The organism is Chitinophaga sp. Hz27, from assembly GCF_042263525.1.
In the GTDB taxonomy this organism is placed as follows: Bacteria; Bacteroidota; Bacteroidia; order Chitinophagales; family Chitinophagaceae; genus Chitinophaga.
In genome coordinates this window covers 1-20,657 of sequence record NZ_JBHKFJ010000007.1, presented here as the reverse complement: position 1 = coordinate 20,657, position 20,657 = coordinate 1, and the positions used below count along the sequence as shown (strand labels likewise).

At 43.6% G+C, this 20,657-nt stretch carries 20 protein-coding genes, 1 tRNA gene and 1 pseudogene; 16 read left to right on the top strand and 6 right to left on the bottom strand.

Features of this window, described 5'->3' with window-relative positions; all coding sequences use genetic code 11:
- Positions 1-59: 59 nt before the first annotated feature.
- Positions 60-1,157 carry an AI-2E family transporter gene (locus ACE38W_RS17025; RefSeq protein WP_375832455.1) on the bottom strand — a complete coding sequence of 366 codons (1,098 nt, stop codon included), beginning with the start codon at positions 1,155-1,157 and terminating at the stop codon, positions 60-62.
- A gap of 132 nt (positions 1,158-1,289) precedes the next feature.
- On the opposite strand from ACE38W_RS17025, the gene ACE38W_RS17020 reads away from it, so the two are divergent.
- Positions 1,290-2,399: a family 20 glycosylhydrolase gene (locus ACE38W_RS17020; protein ID WP_375832454.1), complete on the top strand. Its 1,110-nt coding sequence runs from the start codon at positions 1,290-1,292 to the stop codon at positions 2,397-2,399.
- Here ACE38W_RS17020 and ACE38W_RS17015 read toward each other — a convergent pair whose 3' ends face one another.
- The gene (locus ACE38W_RS17015; protein WP_375832453.1) at positions 2,400-3,326 is read right to left on the bottom strand and encodes a helix-turn-helix transcriptional regulator; all 927 of its coding nucleotides are present in this window, start codon (positions 3,324-3,326) and stop codon (positions 2,400-2,402) included.
- Positions 3,327-3,723: 397 nt separating this feature from the next.
- On the opposite strand from ACE38W_RS17015, the gene ACE38W_RS17010 reads away from it, so the two are divergent.
- From ACE38W_RS17010 to ACE38W_RS16975, 8 genes and pseudogenes are all read left to right on the top strand, one after another.
- The gene (locus tag ACE38W_RS17010) at positions 3,724-4,083 is read left to right on the top strand and encodes a hypothetical protein (protein ID WP_375832452.1); all 360 of its coding nucleotides are present in this window, start codon (positions 3,724-3,726) and stop codon (positions 4,081-4,083) included.
- Positions 4,062-4,106: pseudogene (locus ACE38W_RS17005) on the top strand (hypothetical protein); the annotation flags it as partial. The gene ACE38W_RS17010 and the pseudogene ACE38W_RS17005, both read left to right, overlap by 22 nt.
- A gap of 18 nt (positions 4,107-4,124) precedes the next feature.
- Positions 4,125-4,472 (top strand): DsrE family protein, encoded by a 348-nt coding sequence (locus ACE38W_RS17000; RefSeq protein ID WP_375832451.1) that lies wholly within the window; start codon positions 4,125-4,127, stop codon positions 4,470-4,472.
- Positions 4,473-4,653: 181 nt separating this feature from the next.
- Positions 4,654-5,520 (top strand): DUF6089 family protein, encoded by an 867-nt coding sequence (locus tag ACE38W_RS16995; protein WP_375832450.1) that lies wholly within the window; start codon positions 4,654-4,656, stop codon positions 5,518-5,520.
- A gap of 355 nt (positions 5,521-5,875) precedes the next feature.
- Positions 5,876-6,229: a hypothetical protein gene (locus ACE38W_RS16990; protein WP_375832449.1), complete on the top strand. Its 354-nt coding sequence runs from the start codon at positions 5,876-5,878 to the stop codon at positions 6,227-6,229.
- Between the two features lie 55 nt (positions 6,230-6,284).
- Positions 6,285-6,614 carry a hypothetical protein gene (locus ACE38W_RS16985; RefSeq protein WP_375832448.1) on the top strand — a complete coding sequence of 110 codons (330 nt, stop codon included), beginning with the start codon at positions 6,285-6,287 and terminating at the stop codon, positions 6,612-6,614.
- Positions 6,615-6,739: 125 nt separating this feature from the next.
- Positions 6,740-8,662 carry a menaquinone biosynthesis decarboxylase gene (locus ACE38W_RS16980; RefSeq protein ID WP_375832447.1) on the top strand — a complete coding sequence of 641 codons (1,923 nt, stop codon included), beginning with the start codon at positions 6,740-6,742 and terminating at the stop codon, positions 8,660-8,662.
- Positions 8,634-9,116: a DUF6265 family protein gene (locus tag ACE38W_RS16975; RefSeq protein ID WP_375832446.1), complete on the top strand. Its 483-nt coding sequence runs from the start codon at positions 8,634-8,636 to the stop codon at positions 9,114-9,116. Before ACE38W_RS16980 ends, ACE38W_RS16975 begins: the two co-directional genes overlap by 29 nt.
- Positions 9,117-9,214: 98 nt before the next feature.
- Here ACE38W_RS16975 and ACE38W_RS16970 read toward each other — a convergent pair whose 3' ends face one another.
- Positions 9,215-9,991: a nuclear transport factor 2 family protein gene (locus ACE38W_RS16970; protein ID WP_375832445.1), complete on the bottom strand. Its 777-nt coding sequence runs from the start codon at positions 9,989-9,991 to the stop codon at positions 9,215-9,217.
- 138 nt (positions 9,992-10,129) lie between these two features.
- Here ACE38W_RS16970 and ACE38W_RS16965 point away from each other — a divergent pair, with 138 nt between their 5' ends.
- Positions 10,130-10,501 (top strand): winged helix-turn-helix transcriptional regulator, encoded by a 372-nt coding sequence (locus tag ACE38W_RS16965; protein WP_375832444.1) that lies wholly within the window; start codon positions 10,130-10,132, stop codon positions 10,499-10,501.
- A gap of 65 nt (positions 10,502-10,566) precedes the next feature.
- On the opposite strand, the gene ACE38W_RS16960 is transcribed toward ACE38W_RS16965, so the two are convergent.
- Positions 10,567-12,150, bottom strand: a complete 1,584-nt coding sequence (locus tag ACE38W_RS16960; protein ID WP_375832443.1) for a peptide chain release factor 3 — start codon at positions 12,148-12,150, stop codon at positions 10,567-10,569.
- Between the two features lie 144 nt (positions 12,151-12,294).
- Between ACE38W_RS16960 and ACE38W_RS16955 the strand changes: the two genes are divergently transcribed.
- The 4 genes from ACE38W_RS16955 to ACE38W_RS16940 all read left to right on the top strand — a co-directional run bounded on the left by ACE38W_RS16955 (position 12,295) and on the right by ACE38W_RS16940 (position 17,629).
- Positions 12,295-13,509, top strand: a complete 1,215-nt coding sequence (locus tag ACE38W_RS16955; RefSeq protein ID WP_375832442.1) for an ABC transporter permease — start codon at positions 12,295-12,297, stop codon at positions 13,507-13,509.
- 18 nt (positions 13,510-13,527) lie between these two features.
- On the top strand, positions 13,528-14,532 hold the full coding sequence (tsaD, locus tag ACE38W_RS16950; RefSeq protein ID WP_375832441.1) for a tRNA (adenosine(37)-N6)-threonylcarbamoyltransferase complex transferase subunit TsaD: 1,005 nt from the start codon (positions 13,528-13,530) through the stop codon (positions 14,530-14,532).
- A gap of 253 nt (positions 14,533-14,785) precedes the next feature.
- Positions 14,786-16,900, top strand: a complete 2,115-nt coding sequence (locus ACE38W_RS16945; protein WP_375832440.1) for an alpha-L-fucosidase — start codon at positions 14,786-14,788, stop codon at positions 16,898-16,900.
- Between the two features lie 60 nt (positions 16,901-16,960).
- On the top strand, positions 16,961-17,629 hold the full coding sequence (locus tag ACE38W_RS16940; RefSeq protein ID WP_375832439.1) for a tRNA1(Val) (adenine(37)-N6)-methyltransferase: 669 nt from the start codon (positions 16,961-16,963) through the stop codon (positions 17,627-17,629).
- 1 nt (position 17,630) lies between these two features.
- Here ACE38W_RS16940 and ACE38W_RS16935 read toward each other — a convergent pair whose 3' ends face one another.
- A complete protein-coding gene (locus ACE38W_RS16935; protein ID WP_375832438.1) occupies positions 17,631-18,845 on the bottom strand; it encodes an NAD(P)-dependent oxidoreductase in 1,215 nt (404 codons plus the stop codon).
- 152 nt (positions 18,846-18,997) lie between these two features.
- Here ACE38W_RS16935 and ACE38W_RS16930 point away from each other — a divergent pair.
- Together ACE38W_RS16930 and ACE38W_RS16925 are read left to right on the top strand one after the other, a co-directional pair.
- Positions 18,998-19,084, top strand: a tRNA-Leu gene (locus tag ACE38W_RS16930).
- 165 nt (positions 19,085-19,249) lie between these two features.
- Entirely contained in the window at positions 19,250-20,308 is a 1,059-nt protein-coding gene (locus tag ACE38W_RS16925) for a tyrosine-type recombinase/integrase (protein WP_375832437.1), read from the top strand.
- Here the strand turns inward: ACE38W_RS16925 and ACE38W_RS16920 are convergent.
- Complete coding sequence (locus tag ACE38W_RS16920; protein WP_375832436.1) at positions 20,303-20,539, bottom strand: hypothetical protein; 237 nt, start codon at positions 20,537-20,539, stop codon at positions 20,303-20,305. The two genes, ACE38W_RS16925 and ACE38W_RS16920, sit on opposite strands and share 6 nt — an antisense overlap.
- Between the last annotated feature and the right edge of the window lie 118 nt (positions 20,540-20,657).

Sequence of the window (20,657 nt, the reverse complement as noted above, 5' to 3'; positions counted from 1 at the left end):
ATCTCGTTTTAGGAGATGGGGCTGTCTGATTATTTTTTATCTACCTGAAGGACAACTTTTTACTCCTGTTCTGGCTTTTGTTCAATAACAACTACCTTTTCTTTTGCCTTCTTTTCATCAGTACCCAGCAGGATAGCCCATGGATGAAGCGAGTCTATACTCTCGCAAATTATTTTGATCATGGCTATTACCGGGATGGCGAGGAACATACCTGGCACGCCCCAGAGCATATTTCCAAGTAAGACCCCCATGATAGTTACCAGTGCATTGATCTTTACTTTAGAACCTACGATACTAGGGAATAGTATGTTACTATCTACCAGGTGAACAAGGAATAGGCCGATAGCTACCTGCAGCGCGGAAATTGGTGTGCCTGTGGCGAGTGTAACAACGGTGCATAGCAACAAGGCCATGAATATACCAAAGTAAGGAATGAGGTTGAAGATGGCCGCCATCATGCCTAACAGTAACGCATACTTGACACCCAGTATCGCAAAGAGACTGCAGTTAACAATAGCTACTACTACCATTTCTATCATGAGTCCACCTACGTAGCTTTTAATGATCATACGCGTACGTGTAACTACATCCATCAGCGTTTCCTTGTGTTTTTCTGCAAACAAAGAAACAAGAAACTTTACCAGCAACTTGCGATATACCAGCATAAAGAACGTATATAATAATACGAACACAATAAATATCAACAAAGAAGATACTGATAGCAATGTAGAGCTGATAAAGCTGGTAGCAGTGCCTAAGGTGTTTACGGCAAGTTTCTCCAGGTACGACATCTGCGTGGTACTGTTGATGTGAAACTCCTCATTGATCCACTTCTGCAGCGAATCTATGGTGGTCATCAATTTTGTTTCCAGTGTAGGCAGGTCTGTGATAAAAGACTGCATCTGCCTTGTCAACAACATTATAATAGACGCCAATACGATAATAAATAGTAAAAGGGAGGTGAGTGCAGCAAGACCCCTTGGGAAGCGCCAGCGTTCCAGGAATGCGGCCACAGGGAGCAGCATGATGGCAATCAGGAAGGCAAACAACAATGGGATAATGATTTCACTTCCGCTTCTGGCTATTGATACAATCAGGAAAAATGATAATAACGATAAAGCCAGCTTGGCATAAAAGGGCAGTTTTAATTCATTCATGAAGAATAGTATTTATTCAAATTTATTAAAAATCAATTGCTTTTGCATTAAGAATTATGTAATTCCGCGAACGGTAACTTATCCTTCTATCTGTTTTATATTTTGTAGCTATCTGAATAAAACCCTTTATAAATGAAAAAGTTAATGATCCTGGTGCTCCTGTTCCTTAGTATCACAGGCTATGCACAAGTTAAAAATTCCCCGACTGATACCCTACCTGTACGAGGCTTTTGTATTGGCGCCCCAAGCGCAGAAAGGTTAGATGCCTTTGTCAAATTTATTCGTGAGGAGCTGGCGCCAAGAAATGTCAATACCCTCATCCTGCGTATTGATTACAATTACCAGTTTAAATCACACCCGGAGCTGCGTGATAACAATGCGCTGTCTGCCGCGCAGGTAAAGCAGCTGGTAAATGTTTGCAAGAAGCATCATATCCGATTGATCCCGCAAATCAATTTGTTGGGGCATCAGTCATGGGCCGGACATATAGGTAATCTGCTGCGGGTATATCCGGATTTTGATGAAACCCCTTGGGTGAAGATGCCGGAAGATTATAAGTGGCCTAATGCAGATGGGCTGTATTGTAAAAGTTATTGTCCTTTGCATCCGGGGGTACATAAAATTGTTTTTGATTTGGTAGATGAGATATGCGATGCCTTTGAATCGGATGCATTTCATGCCGGTATGGATGAAGTATTTTATATAGGAGAAGAAAAATGTCCGCGTTGTGGCGGCCGTGATAAGGCTGAATTATATGCCGGAGAGGTGTGGACGATTCGCAATCACCTGGCAGGAAAGGGACGTCAGTTATGGATTTGGGGTGATAGACTTATCGATGGAAAAGAAACAGGTATTGGCGCCTGGGAAGCAAGTATGAATAATACGGCGAGGGCGGTTGATTTGGTACCTAAGGATATTATGATTTGCGACTGGCATTATGAACGCCCTGATAAAACGCCGGTATATTTTGCTATGAAAGGAATTAGTGTAATTACTTGTCCATGGCGTATGCCCGACAATGCGTTATTGCAGTTGCAGGATATGTATGACTTCCGGAAAACGGCTACAAAGGAGATGAAGCCAAGGTTTCAGGGAATGATGCAAACGGTATGGTCCGATGCAGGATCTTTCCTGGACGAATTTTACGGAATTGCCAGGAAAGACAATAACGGTGCCGCGCCTACGCAACAGCCTACAAGTAACACGGCATCCAATTGTTTCAGGGCAGTGTTTCCTAAATAGTTAATAATGTTTTCTTAGCAGTGGGATGTAGATCTCACAATAGTTTGTAGGGGATAGGGATATGAAAAAGTGATTACCACTCATTTTAAATATCCCTTCCATACAACACCTTGTGATAAATTCATACATCGGAATTCCTGCGGTGGCAAAGTCCATCGGCAATGGTAGTTTCAGGTAAGAGCCGCCGGGAATACGTTTGTAAAGAAAGTATGGAAAGGTGATGTTGAGCTGCGAATGTGCTTTAATTGCACTTGCAGGGATGGCAAGACCAGCGTACATCGACAGTTTTTCATAGTCCGTTACCGGTATGGAATCCAGAGTGCCGGTGATGATGCGGCTATCCTGGAGATCATAGAGGGTACGTGTTTTCTGAAAGAGGTTGAGGTAGTAGGTCATTCTCGAAACCATTGCCCCGATTGGGTCTGAGCCGCGTGATATCAGGGAATAGTACAGAATTGTTTCTGGTAGGGTGATTTTCTCGCATCTGTCGTAGGTAAAGAAACTTGACAACGGTGTATTACCAGTGACATGTGTAATGGCTTCAGTGATTTCCAGGGTTCTCTTTTCGTTGGGGAGAACAGCAATTTTTTTGAATTGCATGGGGGATACTGAAAAATGTTGTTTGAAGGCTTTGCTGAGAGCGGCGGTGGTGGCATATCCGCACATTTCGGATATTTCACTGATGTTGTAGCCGCTGTGTCTAAGCAATCCTGCTGCCAGTTCCAGGCGATGTCTTTTTACGTAGTGCCAGAATGGTTCTCCCATTACGGCTACGAAGTTGTGATAGAAATACGAATAGGAAATACCCAGCCGTTCGGATACATCTTTGATACCGAATGGTTCACCCACGTTGTCGTCGGCAAAGCACATACCCTGTAATGCTAGGTTTTCCAGCTGTTCTCTGTTGAGACTGGAGGATTTAGACATAAGAACCTTATTTAGGTTTTTTCATGGGATTAAGTGAAGCTTCTATTGGTCCTACGGCTTTACATTTATACAATATAAATAAAATATTTTTTCCAATAATTATAATTTTAATATTGACAAAATATTTATGATAATCAATTGATTATATTGATCGTTCTGGTGTAATATTGATTATATGGATGGAAAATAATCCGGTATTTTCAAAAAAAGCTAAAATGGACAAATCAGAATGAAAATCATTAAATAATTTTAAGTAACAACCACCCTGCGTGTAATTGGTCTTACGGCGGGCGTTTAAAAAACGGATTTACCTGTTATTGATTGTCAAGCGTCATGTGGAATTATTTCCAGATGGAATTATTTAACAAATTTATCTTCAGGCATAATTACCAATTCCTTGTTAGTTAGAATCTCCATAAAAGCATTAGTCCTATCGGCCCTGTTTTGGGGTTGCGCCAGTCGCAACGCCCTTGCAGCCAATGTTACTTCAACAACAGCCCAGATCGTGACAATTCCCTGGATGATTATCCTGGGAGTGGTGATTGTAGGCTTGATCATGATAATTTACATGGGCTGGCTTATATTGGGCAAGATAGGGCGGGAATTACAGGTAGCGAATGTTCATTTGCTGCAATCAGAAATGAAGGAGATGAACTTAACCCAACGCATACACGAAGCCACGGAACGGTATCGTAAACTGGAGCAGGAGCTTCACCAGGTCCAGTACGAACTACGCAAGGCCAGAGGAAAGGCCTGAAATTAACTTACATATTTGACTGATATTGTTATATTTACAATATGCAAGTCGTTTTTCAGATTACATCAGAAGAAGAATCTGCCAAAAAAGCTATGCTCGGCCAGATCAATAATCTGTTAGATTATTGCATGGAAAACAATAAACGTATAGTCGTGGAAGTTGCCGTTCATGGAAAAGCCTATGGATTATTATTACAGCAGGAAAACCCGTTGTTGGAGCTAGTGAATTCCCTCGCCGCGCGGTCTGTGCGCTGGATGATCTGCAAGAATACCATGAAAAGCCATCATATACAGGAAACTGCATTGCCAGATTATGTTGTTGTCATCCCTTCTGCAGTGGCTCACCTCGTAGAGCGACAACTAAATGGATGGGCATACATTAAATGTTAATGTAATTCTTTATGGATGAATTGTTTTATTAGTTTATTTTTACATTTTAATTATTAATATTTGTACGGTATAACGTGCATACATACACGTTGGCCTGCTTTATACCAAATAAAACAAGCGGAATTACGTTAATAGATGTATTCAAAGTTATACCGGACTAACCTCTTAAAAAACAGACACCTTGAAAATCAGAAAATCTACCGGAATACTATTGTTATTTCTGGCAATTCCTTTTATCAGCATGGCGCAGGACTGGCATGTGGGCGCGTTTCTGGGAATCAGCAATTATAGCGGAGATCTCGTCCAGAAAAAGGTTGATTTGAGATACAGCCGACCAGCACTGGGAATTCTGGTAAGAAAAGACTTTAACCGATATTTTTCTTTGCGTGGTGCCATTACCTTTGGAACGGCAACTGGAGCAGATAGCACTAACGCCAGTAAAGCATTACAGGCACGTAACCTCAGCTTTCGCAGCCGTATCATTGAATTTGCACTCATAGGTGAACTGAACTTTTTAGATATAGATGATAAAGGGTGGACCCCTTATGTATTTGCCGGTATTGCTGGATTTGGATTTGATCCGCAGGCGAAAGACAAATCTGGCAACTATGTACGCTTACGCCGACTAGGTACGGAAGGTCAGGGCCTCCCGCAATATCCTGATCGTTTACCATACGATATGTTTACTGTATCAATTCCTTTTGGTATTGGCTTCAAAGCATTACTCAGCGACAGATGGACGTTAGGTCTGGAAGTTGGTTTCCGTCCTACCACCACAGATTACCTGGATGATGTCAGCAAAACATATGTAGATCAGAACACACTGTTGGCATATCGTGGCCAGGCCTCCGTGGACATGGCTTACAGAGGTGATGAAGTAACCGGTAAAAATACAACGCCTGGTACTTACCCTATGGACGGTACTATCAGAGGTTCTGATAAACACAAAGACTGGTATGGATTCTCCGGCTTTACTATTACCTATCGCCTGGGCAACAACGGAAACCCTTGGGGTAAAGTGAAAGCGACCCGTTGTCCGCGTTGGTAAAATTTAAATATATTATCCTGGCACAATGTTTGGTTTAACTGGCTGAAATTCAAAGCCCCCAACAAAGTCCATTTATAAATTGGAAAGCTGTCTCATATTTTGAGGCAGCTTTTTTTATTTGAAAAAATCTGTATAAAAGTTAAAATCCAACTTTCAGGTAAACAAAATGCTGTAGCAGATAGACCCCATTTGTTTTTTGGCATAGATGTTGAATTCTTTTGATTAAACAGGTAATGATGCAGCCACCAGCTTGTAATAGGTGGGAAGTAAGACGAATCGCGGAGAGGAGTTTAAGCATCAGAACTATTATTAGTTGGTGTGCAACAACCTGTATTCATAACCAAAGATAAGTGCCATGAAAAAGATAATAACTTTAGCTGCTGTGTTAGTGACGGTTGGTATTTTGGAGAGCAACGCACAGCTTCCTCCGCCACCACCGCATCCACCGGTTCCTAGACATTTTCCGGCACCGCCATTACCACCAAGGCCTCCATTGCCGCCACGCCCACCGCGTCCGCCGCACTTTGCAAGACCTTATCCGCCAAGGCCTCCATATCCGCCAAGGTATTATCATCATCATTATAACAGGCATTATAATCGACATTATAATCATCATCATCACCGTCGCTACGCCGGCATTATCAATTTTCAGCAATACGAAACACTTGCCAGCAGCCACGTTCAGGGAATCAAAGCATATATTGGCTAAGCTTCCATTAATAAATAATACCAACCAGTCTTGAATTAAAAAACCAGAGAATCACATGAAAAAATTAATGTTGCTGACACTATTGATGGGTGGCGCTGCTTTAAGTTCCTTCGCACAGAGAGGATATGATCGTGGCTATGACCGTGGTCGTGGCCATGGATGGGGACACTACAAACATTGCGAAGATCGCGACGACGACCGCTGGGAACGCAGACGTTGCGATGACCGCCGTTGGGATGATTGCCACCGACCAAGAAGAGTAGTGGTATATGAAGAAAGACCCGTATACTACCGCCCGGCTTACGTACCTGTAGTAGCGGTACCAGTACCTCCACCAGGTCGCCCGAGAGCTGTTTTCCACGCTGGAGTGACGATCTCCAACTGATTACTGTAAAAGAAATGAAATGCCTTCCGATAATTCCGGAAGGCATTTTTTATTCCTGCAGGAGATAGTTACTTTTGTACACTGGTTGCTGCTATTCAGCAGCCTGAATACTATTTAATCGGATTATGGCTTATAAAAATCTAAGGCATTTTATAGATACGCTGGAACAGGCAGGAGAACTAGTAAGGGTTAAGACGTATGTCAACCCGGAACTGGAAATAGCAGAAATAACAGACAGGATCAGCAAATCTCCGGATGGAGGTAAGGCCCTTTTATTCGAGAATACCGGTTATGATTTTCCGGTATTGATCAACTCCATGGGCAGCTATAAACGTATGTGTATGGCCCTGGGAGTGCAGGAACTGGATGATGTGGCTAAAGAAATTGAGGCATTGTTTAAAATGCTTTCCAAGCCCAAAGAAAGTATTCTTGACAAACTATCCTTATTACCTAAACTAGGACAATTTGCCTCCTGGATGCCTAAAGTCGTAAGTGGCAAAGGTGCTTGCCAGGAAGTAGTCATGACCAATCCTGATCTCACCAAACTCCCGGTTTTGAAATGCTGGCCAAAAGATGGCGGCCCTTTCATTACTCTCCCCGTAATTCATACCAAAGATCCGCTGACGGGTAGCCGAAACGTAGGCATGTACCGTATGCAGATCTTCGATAAAGACCTCACCGGTATGCACTGGCATAAACATAAAGTTTCTGCCAAGCATTTCATGGAATATAAAAAACTGAATAAACGTATGCCCGTTGCCGTTATACTTGGCGGTGATCCGGCGTATACCTATTCTGCTACCGCACCACTCCCTGAAAACGTGGACGAATACATGCTGGCAGGATTCCTTCGTAAAAAGAAGGTGGAACTGGTAAAATGTATTTCTCAGCCTGAAATAGAAGTACCAGCAGACGCAGACTTTGTAATCGAAGGTTACGTAGATCCAAATGAAGACCTGATCTGGGAAGGGCCTTTCGGGGACCATACCGGCTACTATTCTCTTGCCGATTGGTATCCGAAATTCCATGTAACCGCCATCACTCATCGTAAAGATGCAGTATACCCTTCTACCATTGTAGGTATACCACCACAAGAGGATGCCTGGATAGGAAAGGCTACAGAACGTATCTTCCTGGCGCCCATCAAAATGACGCTGGTACCTGAGATCGTAGACATGGAAATGCCGGTAGAAGGTGTTTTCCATAACCTGGTCATCTCACAAATCAAAAAAGATTACGCCGGACAAGCACAAAAGGTGATGAACGCTATGTGGGGTGCAGGTCAGATGATGTTTAATAAAATCCTCGTAGTTACAGATGAGGGTGAGCGTATTACCGACTATCTCAAACTCACACAATATATCTTCCGTAATCTGAACCCGGCCACGGATATTTACCTGAGCCAGGGCCCTATGGACGTTTTAGACCATTCCTGCTCCAAGATGGGCTTCGGCGGTAAGATGTGCATAGACGGTACACGTAAATACGAAGAAGAAATTGACGAAACTTACCTGCAGGCGCCAGCTCCGAAAAACCTGGATACCGCAGCCATCATGCAGCAGTTCCCGGAAATAAAAGCGATCAATACTAAACTGCTGGCACTGGATATTTCCTGTATCGTAGTAGGCATAGAGAAATCACGTCCTTTCCATGTACGTGAACTGACCGAGCAGTTATATACCCTGCCTGCATTTGCTGGTATCAAGATGATATTGTTCGTAGAACATACTGTAGATGTAATGGACCTGCCTTCCGCATTATGGCGCTTCTGCAATAACCTGGACCCTAAGCGTGACAGCTTTGTGATCAATAAACCATCCGGACAACCTGGTAAATATATTGGTGGCATCGGTATGGACGGTACGCTGAAAAACAAGATACTGGATGGTTTTGAGCGCGACTGGCCAAATATCATAGTTGCGGATGATGCTACCATTCAAAAAGTAGATGCTAAATGGAATGAGCTGAACCTCGGGCCTTTTTTGGCATCACCTTCCTTGAAATATAAACATCAGATATATGGTGAAGAAGCTATTGTGGAGCAGTAGTATGCTCCTGATCCTACTGGGTTGCTGCTTTCAGGCGGCAGCTCAGGCCAATGCCAGCGATTTTGGTTACTTGAACAAACTGGAAGGCATGTGGGTGATGCATACCAAACATGGTTCTGTAAGAGAAGAATGGGTGAAAAGTAACGACTCTACCTGGACTGGCAAAACCTGGCGGGTAGCGGCCGGAGATACTGCATTACAACAATCTGTTATGCTGGTACGCCGTGGGGCAGACATCTTCTTTATTCCTTCCTATACTGGTCATGAAACGTTTGCGCCTATACGATTGCGCCTGCGTGTACTGAAACCTATTGGATTTGTGGCAGAAGACCTGAAAAATGATTTTCCTCAAAAAGTGACCTATCGCTTTTCTTCAGAGAAAATGCTGGAAGCAAGAGTGCAAGGCACAAGAGATGGAACAGTAGAGGAATATATTTTTAAGTATAGTAAATAATAAAAAAACGAATTAACATCACTGAATAAGGTACAAGTATAAGCCTTATTCAGTGATGTTTTTTTATTGGGGAAATAAAAGATTATTTGTTTAGCCCTTTAGAATTTGCCATTTGTGTTCATTCTTTTTTCTGGTGCAGGTATTGCTTCGACTACATCCCAGTGTTCGACAATCTTATCATCTTCAATGCGGTAGAGGTCATAGAACGCGGTATGTATATGATGCAGATATCCTTCACTGAGTACCAGTACAAAGTTACCTTCTCCGAGTACCTGGTGAACCTTCTGATAGATCTGCGGTTGTCCTGCTTCTCTCCATTGTGTCAAAACACGGAAAAACTCTTCCACGCCATCACCCATATGTGGATTGTGTTGGATCAGCTCATCTTCCCGGAAATATCTGGATACAAATTGTAATTTACCATCGATAAGTATCTCCTGGACGAAGTTTCGAGCGAGTGCTTTATTGGATGCAGTTTTGTGAAGGTCAGTGGCTTTCGTTTTACCATCAGTCATGGTGCGGCCACTTTTGTTCAGTTTTTTGGAATGGATTTGTAGGTTGTCCCAATGTTCCACACTGATGCCAGCCTCAAATCGGTGGATGTCGAAGGCTACGGTATGGTCGAACAGAAAATAATCTACATGTACAAATCCAAAATCACCATCCTGAAATTTGCGGACAACATTGGTGTATACTTTTTCCATCGGCATTTGGTCATGCAAGGCCAGAATGGCGGATAGTCCTGTAGCAACATTGGGATTGTGTTGTTTGTATGAGGTGGGATGTATTAACCCAATTTCAGCTAAGGTTGCTGTTTCGATGCTATTCTGAATAGCTTCTGCTTTGTCTCTGTTTGATAATGATAATAAATCCATGTCTGTTATTCTTTTAGTGGCACAAAGGTATTGGGTGGTCAGGTGCAGGGAAATAGGTGTAAAAAAACTGTCATAGTGAAAATATTATCCCTATGCGTCAGTAGCGGGTCTTAACTTTATCAGATCAAGGAGTAGGTTATGTACGAAAAGAAAATATTAAAAGACCTTAGTTGTGGTATTGGTGTAACATTAGAAATTATTGGTGGCAAATGGAAGCCTTGTTTGATTAATTGTATCCAGAGGGGAATACGCCGGCCCACCGAACTGGCTAAACATAATCCTGGAGCTAGCAAGCGGGTATTAATGCTTCAATTAAAAGAACTGGAGGAGCATGGAATTGTAACCAAGATTATTTATCCAGAGTTACCACCAAGAGTAGAATATTATCTCACTGAGCTGGGAGCATCTCTTTTACCTATTATTTCACTGATGGAAAAATGGGGGAGTGATTTGACGACTACATTCCAGGAGCAGTATAGCGATAAGCATCAGTCGAATGTCAGATATTAAGTATGCGTTATAAACAAGAAAGCCCTTCGCTTAGCGAAGGGCTTTCTTGTTTATAATAAATCAGATTATTTGTGAATTTCTGATGTGAAGTTAAATTGGATCTCAGGGTTGTTGGTCCTTTCGGTGTTGAGGTACCATTCTGACTGAGCGAGGTAAACCAGGTGTCCGTCTTTATCTTCCACGATATTGGCTGATTTGAAACGGATGAAGTCTTCGATTTTATCTTTAGGGCCGGTGATCCAGCAGGCTTTATAGTAGGGCAGTGTATTGAACTGACATGCCGCACCATATTCCTGGAGGAGGCGGTACTGGATAACTTCGAACTGGAGGTCGCCCACGCAACCGATGATTTTACGGTTACCACCGTGTTGGGTGAAGAGCTGAGCCACCCCTTCATCTGTAAGCTGGCGGATACCTTTTTCCAGTTGTTTGGTTTTCATTGGGTCTTTGTTTACCAGTTCCTTAAACAGCTCAGGAGAGAAGCTAGGGATACCGGTAAAGTAGAATTTTTCGCCTTCGGTGAGGGTATCACCGATTTTGAAGTTTCCAGTATCGAACAAACCAACTACGTCGCCAGGGAAGGCATCATCTACGATGTTTTTTTCGCGGGCGAGGAAGGAGTATGGGTTGCTGAATCGTACGTCTTTGTCGAGGCGTACATGTTTATAGAATTTATTTCTTTCGAATTTACCTGAGCATACGCGCAGGAAGGCGATACGGTCGCGGTGACGAGGGTCCAGGTTGGCGTGGATCTTAAAGATGAAGCCACTGAATTTATCTTCCTGTACATCGATTTCGCGGGTGCTGCTTTCGCGGTTACGCGGGGTAGGAGCGATTTCTACGAAGGTATCGAGGAGGTCTTTTACACCGAAGTTATTTACGGCGCTACCGAAGAATACCGGTGCGAGTTGACCTTGCAGGTAGGCTTCTGTATCGAAGGTATCATAAACGCCTTCGATGAGTTCCACGTCGTTGCGGAGCTGCGCAGCGTCTTTTTCGTTGAAATGTTCATCCACATAGCTATCGCTGAGGTCTGCCAGCGGCACGATATCATCGTCGGTAGCTTTTTTATTTGGGAGGAAGTTTACCAGGCTTTTATCATAGAGGTTATAAACGCCTTTAAAATCTTTACCCATATTGATAGGCCAGCTGAGTGGGCGTACCCTTATGCTCAGTTTTTCTTCCAGTTCATCCAGGAGATCAAATGGATTTTTACCATCGCGGTCCATTTTATTGACGAAGATGATCACTGGGGTATCGCGCATACGACATACTTCCATGAGTGCTTCTGTCTGGGTTTCAACCCCTTTCACGCAGTCGATAACCAGTACCACGCTGTCTACAGCGGTGAGGGTGCGGTAGGTGTCTTCCGCAAAGTCCTTGTGACCAGGCGTATCGAGGAGGTTGACCAGCACATCGTGGTATTCGAATGTCATCACGGAAGTGGCCACGGAGATACCTCTTTGCCTTTCTATCTCCATAAAGTCGGAGGTAGTATGTTTCTTAATTTTATTGGATTTTACCGCTCCCGCTGTCTGGATAGCGCCACCGAACAGCAGGAATTTCTCTGTCAAGGTAGTTTTACCAGCATCCGGGTGAGCGATGATAGCAAAGGATTTTCTTTTATTGATCTCGTTAGCGTACTTCATATAATTTGTCCGAAAAATGGCTGCAAAGGTAACTAAATTTTTTATCCGGCTAAATTCCGTGTTTACCGGAGTTTGTACTGTAAATAAATCCTTTAAATTTGAAATATGATCTCGACCCTGAAAATATTATGGAATAGTTTAAAAATGGCGTTGCAAGAACTGCGTGTCAACAAGTTACGCACGTTTCTCTCGCTATTAGGTATTACGATAGGTATCTTTTGTATTATTTCGGTATTTACGTTGACGGATAGCCTGGAACGTAATATCCGTGCGGACCTTGCAGACCTGGGCGATGACGTGATTTATGTACAGAAGTGGCCTTGGGGAGGTGATGGAGAATATCCATGGTGGAAATATATGAACCGCCCGGAACCGGAATATAAGGAGCTGAAACTGCTACAAGATAAGGTGCAGGGTGCCAGTTATGCCTCTTTTAATTTTGATGTGGGTGGCAGGCGAGTGGAATATGGTGATGATTATATGGAAGGCGCTACGATGATGGCGGTGAGCAATGATTATAACCAGATCCAGGCGTTATCCATTATAGATGGGCGCTATTTTGCCAATGCAGAAAGCAACAGCGGTACCAATGTGGCTATCCTGGGTTATACCCTATGGAATGGCCTGTTTGGCAGTGCGGAAGCAACTATTGGTAAAACGGTGAAAGTCATGGGCCGCGACGTGAAGGTAATTGGTGTACTAAAGCGTAAGGGCGAAAGTATGATTGGTGGCCCCAGCTTCGACAATGCAATCATTGTTCCTTATCGTTTTGGAAGGACATTGGTAGATGAAAGACGTAATGGCGATCCATATATATTGGTAAAAGCGAAGCCAACAGTATCGCTGGATCAGTTAAAAGATGAGATCAGGGGCGTAATGCGGGCATCTCACCGGCTAAAACCTACTGTGGAAGATGATTTCGCTATGAACGAGATCAGTTCTGCCAATGAAAGTCTGAACTCAATGTTTGGGGTAATTAATGGCACCGGTGGGGTTATTGCTTTGTTTGCCTTGCTGGTAGGGGGCTTCGGTATTGCCAATATCATGTTTGTGACGGTGAAAGAACGTACGAATATCATTGGGCTCAAAAAAGCCATAGGAGCCCGCAGGGGTACCATTATGCTGGAATTCCTCATAGAGGCCATCATGCTGTGTTTAATAGGTGGCTTGCTGGGGATTTTGCTGGTGTTCATCATTGCGTTACTCATTACAGCGGTTTCCAGTTTCCATTTGTACATGACGATGGGCAATATCATATTCGGATTAACTGTATCTGCTGTGGTGGGAATGATTGCGGGCTTTATCCCGGCTTATTTTGCCAGCAAACTGGATCCAGTGGTGGCGATAAGAAGCAATTAATTCGTAATTTTGCGCCTTATGTCAGTGAAAATATTAGCGATAGAATCATCATGTGATGATACAGGAGCAGCAGTATTGGTAGATGGAAAGATCTTATCCAACCAGATAGCAAATCAGCGCGTACATGAAGAGTATGGCGGGGTGGTGCCGGAACTGGCTTCCCGTGCACACCAGGAAAATATTGTTCCTGTGGTGGACATTGCCCTACAGAAGGCAGGTATAAAGAAAGAGGAGCTGAGTGCTATTGCGTTTACACAGTCACCCGGACTGATAGGCTCTTTGCTGGTGGGTAGCTGTTTTGCCAAGTCTATGGCGATGGCCCTGAATATCCCGTTGATAGGAGTACATCATATGCAGGCGCATGTGCTGGCGAATTTCATTGATGATCCAAAACCTGATTTCCCCTTTCTTTGTCTGACAGTTTCTGGTGGGCATACACAAATTGTATTGTGTGAAAGTCCGCTGAAGATGCGCGTCATTGGCGAAACGCTGGATGATGCGGCAGGAGAGGCTTTTGATAAAAGTGCTAAGTTACTGGGATTGCCTTATCCTGGTGGCCCTCTGATCGACAAATATGCCAAGGAAGGAAATCCTGATCGTTTTAAATTTCCGGAGCCGCGCATTCCTGAGCTGAACTTCAGTTTCAGCGGATTGAAAACGGCGATATTATATTTCCTGCAGGAAAATCAGCAGAAAGATCCACAGTTTATAGCAAACAACCTGGCAGATATATGTGCTTCTATTCAGCAGCGTATCATCAGCATATTACTAAATAAGGTGGTGAAAGCCGCTGCAGAAACGGGCGTGCGAGATATTGCCATTGCTGGCGGCGTAAGCGCCAATAGTGGGTTGAGAGCTGCATTGGAACAATATGGTAAGAAATATAACTGGCGCACTTTTATTCCTAAATTTGAGTACTGTACGGATAATGCTGGAATGATCGCTATCACGGCCTATTACAAGTACCTCGAAGGAGACTTTGCAGGGTTGGATGCGGTGCCTACTGCAAGAGCAGCATTCTAGTTTTTCTCACAAGGATATTGGAACCGCCTCTGGCGGTTTTTTTTTGCTCGCAAAGCAGCATCAGAGGCAAAGCAGTAGAGGATTATGTTTTGTTATTAATTGTCATTGTTGTAGTTTTTGAAAAAAAACGATATAATCTACCTACAATCCGTTGATCTTTTCTGCTTCGCACCTTCTGCCTCTCAGCGTGAAAAAACTCCTAGTTTAACGATTTAGCTTTATATTGTTTGCATAAAGCCAACAAAAAGAACATATGAAGAAACTTTTTCTGGCGGTGATGTTACTGGCTTCGGCTGGTGCAAAGGCGCAGCAAACAGCTCTTTCGGAATGGAAAGATCAGAAGTATTCCATGTTTATCCACTGGGGAGCTATTTACAGTACATTAGGCGGGGTATGGGAAGGAAAACCTGTTACAAAAGGGTATAGTGAACAGATACAGTCGCACGCAGGTATTTACAGTGATGTTTATGGAGATGTAGCAAAACGTTTTAATCCTGCATGCTGGAATGCAGATTCGATTGTATTGCTGGCAAAGGCCGCAGGCATGAAATCCGTGGTGATGACCTCCAAGCATCATGATGGTTTTTGTATGTTTCATTCTGCCTATACGGATTATAACGTAGTAGATGCTACGCCTTTTAAAAGGGATGTGCTGAAAGAATTGGCGGATGCCTGTAAGCGTCACGGATTGAAATTCGGAATGTATTTTTCATTGATAGACTGGCATTATCCGCAAGCCTATCCTATATCCAGCAGCAATAGTGATCCAATTACGCCGGAGCATCATCAGTTTAATTTGCATCAGGTGAGAGAGCTGATGACGAATTATGGTCAGGTTTCGGAGATATGGTTTGATATGGGCTCGCTGACGGCGCAGCAAAGCAAAGAGCTGGCAGACCTGGTGCATGCTTTGCAGCCGGGATGTATGGTTAGTGGTAGGTTAGGCAATGATGCCGGAGATTTTTGTGTGATGGGAGACAATGCTTATCCTGACTACCAGATTGCATCTCCATGGCAAACGCCAGCTTCTGTGTATGATGAAACCTGGGGCTACAGGTCCTGGCAGCATCATGGTGAAGCTGCTGCTAAAGCGGATGAAAAATTACGTGGCCTGATCAAAGTGGTGAGCAGAGGAGGTAATTATCTGTTGAATATTGGTCCACGTGGAGATGGCTCTGTAGTCGATTTTGAAAAAGATGTTTTATTACGCAACGGCCAATGGCTGAAACGCAATGGGGAGGCTATTTACGGCGCTTCGCCCAATCCGTTTGATACAACGTTTGCATGGGGAGAAGTAACAGCTAAACCTGGCAAATTATACCTTCATCTGTTGCAGATGCCAGATCAGAGCACCATCATCTTACCAGGATTAAAAAATAAAATAACGGGTGTGTATACACTGAGTGATCATAAAGCGCTGCCCGATGTTATTGTAAATAAGGCGGGAAATGTAGCATTGACGCTACCTACAGGGTTAGTATCTTCCAAAGATATACCTGTTGTTGTGGTAGAATTTGAGGGAGATGCGGATATTTTACCATTGCATATGCTGAAACAGCCAAAGGTGTTGGATCGTAACAATGGCGCTTACCTGTATAGTTTTTCAGGTGTAGATTATGAGAGTTATTACCGTAGTGAGGTGGGTAAAACCTGGGCATTCACTAGTGCGAAGGCGCAGCGTATGACACTGCGTTTTAGCGCAGCAGAGCAGGGCAGGGCGTTAGCGTTGACGTTGAATGGCAGCACTACCAATATTCCATTGCAGGGCAAGGAAGTGAAGTTGCCGGTGGATGCCGCAGACCTGAGCTGGGGAAAGCTGTATAGCGTGGGGCCTTACTGGGGAGGTATTGGTGGTAGTCATGCAGACCTCCACCAGGTGGATGTTTCCCGCCATTGGGCAGCAGACAGCGTATGGATAGCGCATCCGGATTGGAAGGATGATCAGCCGCAAAGTTTTGATGGTGGCCGCAGTACGGTATATTATGTATTACAAGAGGTGACTGCGAAGAAAGCTGGTAACTACCTTGTGGGCTTCAATAGCGGCGATGGTATCCAGGTATTTGTAAATGGAGAACAGCAGTTGATACATAATAATCCTGCACGTGGTACGATGCAATCAGAGATTTTGTTGTTGCCATTGAAGCAGGGCGTGAATCAGATCGTGGTACGTTTGTATACCCGTTTTGCGAAACAGCTGCAATGGTCTATTAATACGCAGGTGCCGCAGGTTATGTATGAGCAGGAGCTGGATATTCCGGTGGCTGGCAGTGCAGCGGTGCAGCATTTGACTATCCGTGATGCGCAGGCAGTTTCTCCACATAGAAACATGCGTATGCCTAATCTATCCGTATCTTTGCGGGCAAAATAGGGCATGGCTAATACATATTTTAAGTTTAAGCAATTTATTATACACCAGGAGCACTGCGCCATGAAAGTCTGTACAGATGCCTGTATACAGGGGGCTTTCACGGCGCAGCATCTGGCATTGCATGGCCATGCAGTGAATCGTGTGTTGGATATTGGCGCTGGCACAGGTTTATTGAGTTTGATGGTAGCGCAGCGTCATGTGGCAGATATTACGGCGGTAGAACTTGATCCTGGTGCGGCTTTACAGTCGCGGGAGAATTTCGCTGCTTCGCCCTGGGCGGATCGTTTACATTTACGTGAAGCGGATATACGAACTTTGCCTGCGGGGGATCAATTTGATTTTATCATCACTAACCCACCGTTTTATGAGGCGGCGTTGAAGAGTGGCGATGCGAAGAAAGATCAGGCGATGCATGCTACCAACCTTAGTTATGCGGCATTATTGGAGGTGATAGCAACGCATTTAACAATTGCTGGCCAGTTTTCGGTGTTGCTGCCGTATACGGAATTTGAGCAGTTTAAGAAGATGGCAGAGGAGGCGGGGTTTTATATGCGCAGGATATTGCGTGTACGTCAGAGTAGCAGGCATAGTGCTTATTTCAGGGCGGTAGGTATATTTGAGCGAGCACCAGGAGAGCTGGTAACAGAAGACCTGGATATATATGATGCAAACAACGTGTATACGTTACCGTTTGTAGATCTTTTGAGAGATTATTACTTTAAGTTATAGTTTATACTTTCCCATCTGCATAATCTTGCAGGTAGCTGAAAAGTGGTGTCAGCTTACCATTGGCAGCGATGGTCGCGTTTTCGATGGTATCACTTTTTTCTTTCAGCAATTCTTCGAAAACATATTTCATGAGTTGGTCGCCGAAGTATTGGGAGGCGTCTCGTGGCAGTTCGTTGGGTAGGTTACTGACACACATCATATCGATGGTGTTGGGGAGATAGGGCGCCGTTTGTTGGAATGTTTGGCGGTCTACACCATATACAGGGTCTTCTATGGTGCTATCAGCGAGGTTGCAGGGCACAGAGCCGTGTGTATCGTCGGTGATATCTGCGATGACTTGTATATGAAAGTTTTCTTTCTGGATGTCTTTGAGTTGAAATAGTTGAGGGATGTTATGGTCCCAGTAGATGCCGTTCATGAGGATATCGCTGACGGTAACGAAGGGTAGGAAGCGGCAATCGTATTGTTCGGGGTGTGCGTGGAAGTCGGCGCGGCTGTAGGTTTTATCATCTTTTCGCAGGTAGAGTTCACCTGCTTTCAGCTGCGTATATACGGGATAGTTATAGGTATTGATGAGATATTCTTCGGGGGGGAGGTATTTAATACCTAGCAGTCCCATAATTTCGAGGGTGCCTGCGGCGACGCGTCCGGAGCCGGTTATAACGATTTTCAGTGGTGGTAGTTTGACGCCAAAATAGTGAGAGATGAGTTCCTGGAAGTCGTGGCATTCGTGTACTGGTTTCAGGTGGAATGCTTTTGTTTTATGTCCGTAGGCCATCAGTCCGTTGTGTGCGCCTACAACGCCGGCGAAGAATCCGAATCCGAGGATGCGTTGTCCATCGGGGTGGACGAGGCATTCGTAGTCGATGAGTGTAATATTTTTTTCCAGGATAGCCTGGAGCATATGTTGGTTATGTGGTTGTTTCTTTTTGGTATGACTGAAGAAGAGATAAGTTTTGTTGGGGATGAGGTATGAAGGAGGTACTTCTTTGATGCCTAGCAGGAACTTGCAGTGGGTGAGGTCTTCGGAGATGATGACACCTGCTTTTTGATATTCTGCATCTTTGAAGCAGCGATAGTTTGCTGGTTGTGCGAATACTTTCACCTGTGGAAAGTGATGCATGATCCACTGGCATTGCTTTGGGGTGAAGGCGGCGCGGTTGTCGTGCGGTTGCTTCTCTTCCCTTATCAGTCCTATGTTTACAGTCGTTTCCATTCTTTAATTTACGGAAATTTTCTGACGGATAATGATGATAAAAATCTCTCCACAGAAATTTTTTTTAAATATTTGTTGTTTATTAAATTTATTTACCTACTTTTGCATCCCGCTTCGGCGGAAAGGTTCTTACAAAATAAGCGAAAGCAATTGCCCAGATGGCGGAATTGGTAGACGCGCTAGACTCAAAATCTTGTTTCGGCAACGGAGTGCAGGTTCGATTCCTGTTCTGGGCACCAAGACTACCAGTCGCTTATATTTACAACCCTTACTAATGCTTATTATTACTGCATTGGTAAGGGTTTTCTTATTTTTGCCAATGTCAAAAAACACCCCATTTTTTCACTTAGTGCCGCTGCTTTTGGCAGATAAATGGCAGATGAATTGGCAGACATATGGCAAGTATGAAAATTATACCAGTACCTTCAAAAAACGGGAAGAAAATCTACTACACCCTAGAGTGGGGTAAGGGACCAGGTGAACGAAAAGCGACAGGCATTTTCACTTGGGCAACTCCTTCAAATCAAATTCAAAAAAATTTCAACAAAGAGCAAAAAGCAATTTTAGAAATTAAAGCAGCTCAGAGTACTATTACCTTCAATAGCACGGGAACGCTGTACATTCCTCAACATCGATTTAAAGCAAATTTCGTTGACTATTATGGTGAATTTGTTTTAAAGAATAAGAAAGATACCAATAAAAGCCTTCCCTGCAGTTTCGAAAAATTTAAGGCCTTCTTATTGGAAAAAGAGAGAACAAATCAAATATCTCCGTTTGATATCACTAAAAATTTATGTGAGAGGTTTCAGCAGTACCTCCTGGACACATTAAACGGCGAGACTCCTGGTGATTATTTTATGCGCTTTAAAAGAGTACTTGCTGCGGCAACCGATGAAAACTACTACGCTAAAAGTCCAGCAGCAGGAATCTCGATAAAACAACATCCTAGTGAAATAAAAGACACTCTAACTGTGGATGAATATAAAAGGTTGGTGAACTCTCACTGTACAAATCATGAAGTAAAAAAAGCCGCAATTACGAGTATGTATACAGGATTGCGGTGGTGCGATATTGATTTAGAAGGTTGGCAAGTAGGAGAAACAGAGATTACCCTAAAGAGACAAAGTAAAACTGGAGAACCATTGAAAGTACCATTGCACCCAGTTGCAAGGGCAATCATTGGTGATATTACCGATCCAAGGAAAAAGGTATTTCAACTTCCAACTGCGGATGGTGCTAATAAAATTTTAAAGGCATGGGTGAAATCAGTAGGTATAAATAAAACCATTACTTGGCATTGTCTGCGGCATAGTGTATCTGATTTGTTACAAGCTGCCGGAGTTGATGTTATGACAGTTGCCGCATTCTTGGGACAAAAGACTGCTAAATATGTACTCAAAACTTACCAAAGAAGAGTTGCGGCATCCAATATGAGAGATGCCGCATCACTCCTACCATCATAACTTTATTGCCTGCGCTTTCTCTAGTAATAGTGAGGGCGCACCTGACATCATTCTGTCCAGGTCTTCTTTCTTAAAATATCCTGCATCATTTTTATATATACCAGCCTCCTCGCATCTTTTAGCCAATGCAGTACGTTCAAGATTTGTATAAATCAAAGCTTCTTCTGGCTTTAGGAATGGCTTAAAGCATAGTGCTATAGCCTTCATAGTGATTTTTTCATCTGCTTTCATGTTCACTGTATTTTAAAACGGGTTAACAAAAATGTCTATTCTTCTTTTAACTTATCAAGTGCTTGTTGAATTTGTTCTGGTGTAAATCCTGTTCCATTAGACCAGTCGTTAATGTAGG

Excerpts from the sequence above, each read along its gene's own strand:
- ACE38W_RS16975 (WP_375832446.1), top strand. The coding sequence starts at position 8,634 with ATGGTGAAGAAGCTATTGTGGAGCAGTAGTATGCTCCTGATCCTACTG.
- ACE38W_RS17015 (WP_375832453.1), bottom strand. The coding sequence starts at position 3,326 with ATGTCTAAATCCTCCAGTCTCAACAGAGAACAGCTGGAAAACCTAGCA.
- ACE38W_RS16985 (WP_375832448.1), top strand. The coding sequence starts at position 6,285 with ATGAAAAAATTAATGTTGCTGACACTATTGATGGGTGGCGCTGCTTTA.
- ACE38W_RS16980 (WP_375832447.1), top strand. The coding sequence starts at position 6,740 with ATGGCTTATAAAAATCTAAGGCATTTTATAGATACGCTGGAACAGGCA.
- ACE38W_RS17020 (WP_375832454.1), top strand. The coding sequence starts at position 1,290 with ATGAAAAAGTTAATGATCCTGGTGCTCCTGTTCCTTAGTATCACAGGC.
- ACE38W_RS16960 (WP_375832443.1), bottom strand. The coding sequence starts at position 12,150 with ATGAAGTACGCTAACGAGATCAATAAAAGAAAATCCTTTGCTATCATC.
- ACE38W_RS17025 (WP_375832455.1), bottom strand. The coding sequence starts at position 1,157 with ATGAATGAATTAAAACTGCCCTTTTATGCCAAGCTGGCTTTATCGTTA.
- ACE38W_RS16955 (WP_375832442.1), top strand. The coding sequence starts at position 12,295 with ATGGCGTTGCAAGAACTGCGTGTCAACAAGTTACGCACGTTTCTCTCG.
- ACE38W_RS16940 (WP_375832439.1), top strand. The coding sequence starts at position 16,961 with ATGAAAGTCTGTACAGATGCCTGTATACAGGGGGCTTTCACGGCGCAG.
- ACE38W_RS16970 (WP_375832445.1), bottom strand. The coding sequence starts at position 9,991 with ATGGATTTATTATCATTATCAAACAGAGACAAAGCAGAAGCTATTCAG.
- ACE38W_RS16990 (WP_375832449.1), top strand. The coding sequence starts at position 5,876 with ATGAAAAAGATAATAACTTTAGCTGCTGTGTTAGTGACGGTTGGTATT.
- ACE38W_RS16965 (WP_375832444.1), top strand. The coding sequence starts at position 10,130 with ATGTACGAAAAGAAAATATTAAAAGACCTTAGTTGTGGTATTGGTGTA.
- tsaD (WP_375832441.1), top strand. The coding sequence starts at position 13,528 with ATGTCAGTGAAAATATTAGCGATAGAATCATCATGTGATGATACAGGA.
- ACE38W_RS16925 (WP_375832437.1), top strand. The coding sequence starts at position 19,250 with ATGAAAATTATACCAGTACCTTCAAAAAACGGGAAGAAAATCTACTAC.
- ACE38W_RS16920 (WP_375832436.1), bottom strand. The coding sequence starts at position 20,539 with ATGAAAGCAGATGAAAAAATCACTATGAAGGCTATAGCACTATGCTTT.
- ACE38W_RS16935 (WP_375832438.1), bottom strand. The coding sequence starts at position 18,845 with ATGGAAACGACTGTAAACATAGGACTGATAAGGGAAGAGAAGCAACCG.
- ACE38W_RS17000 (WP_375832451.1), top strand. The coding sequence starts at position 4,125 with ATGCAAGTCGTTTTTCAGATTACATCAGAAGAAGAATCTGCCAAAAAA.
- ACE38W_RS16945 (WP_375832440.1), top strand. The coding sequence starts at position 14,786 with ATGAAGAAACTTTTTCTGGCGGTGATGTTACTGGCTTCGGCTGGTGCA.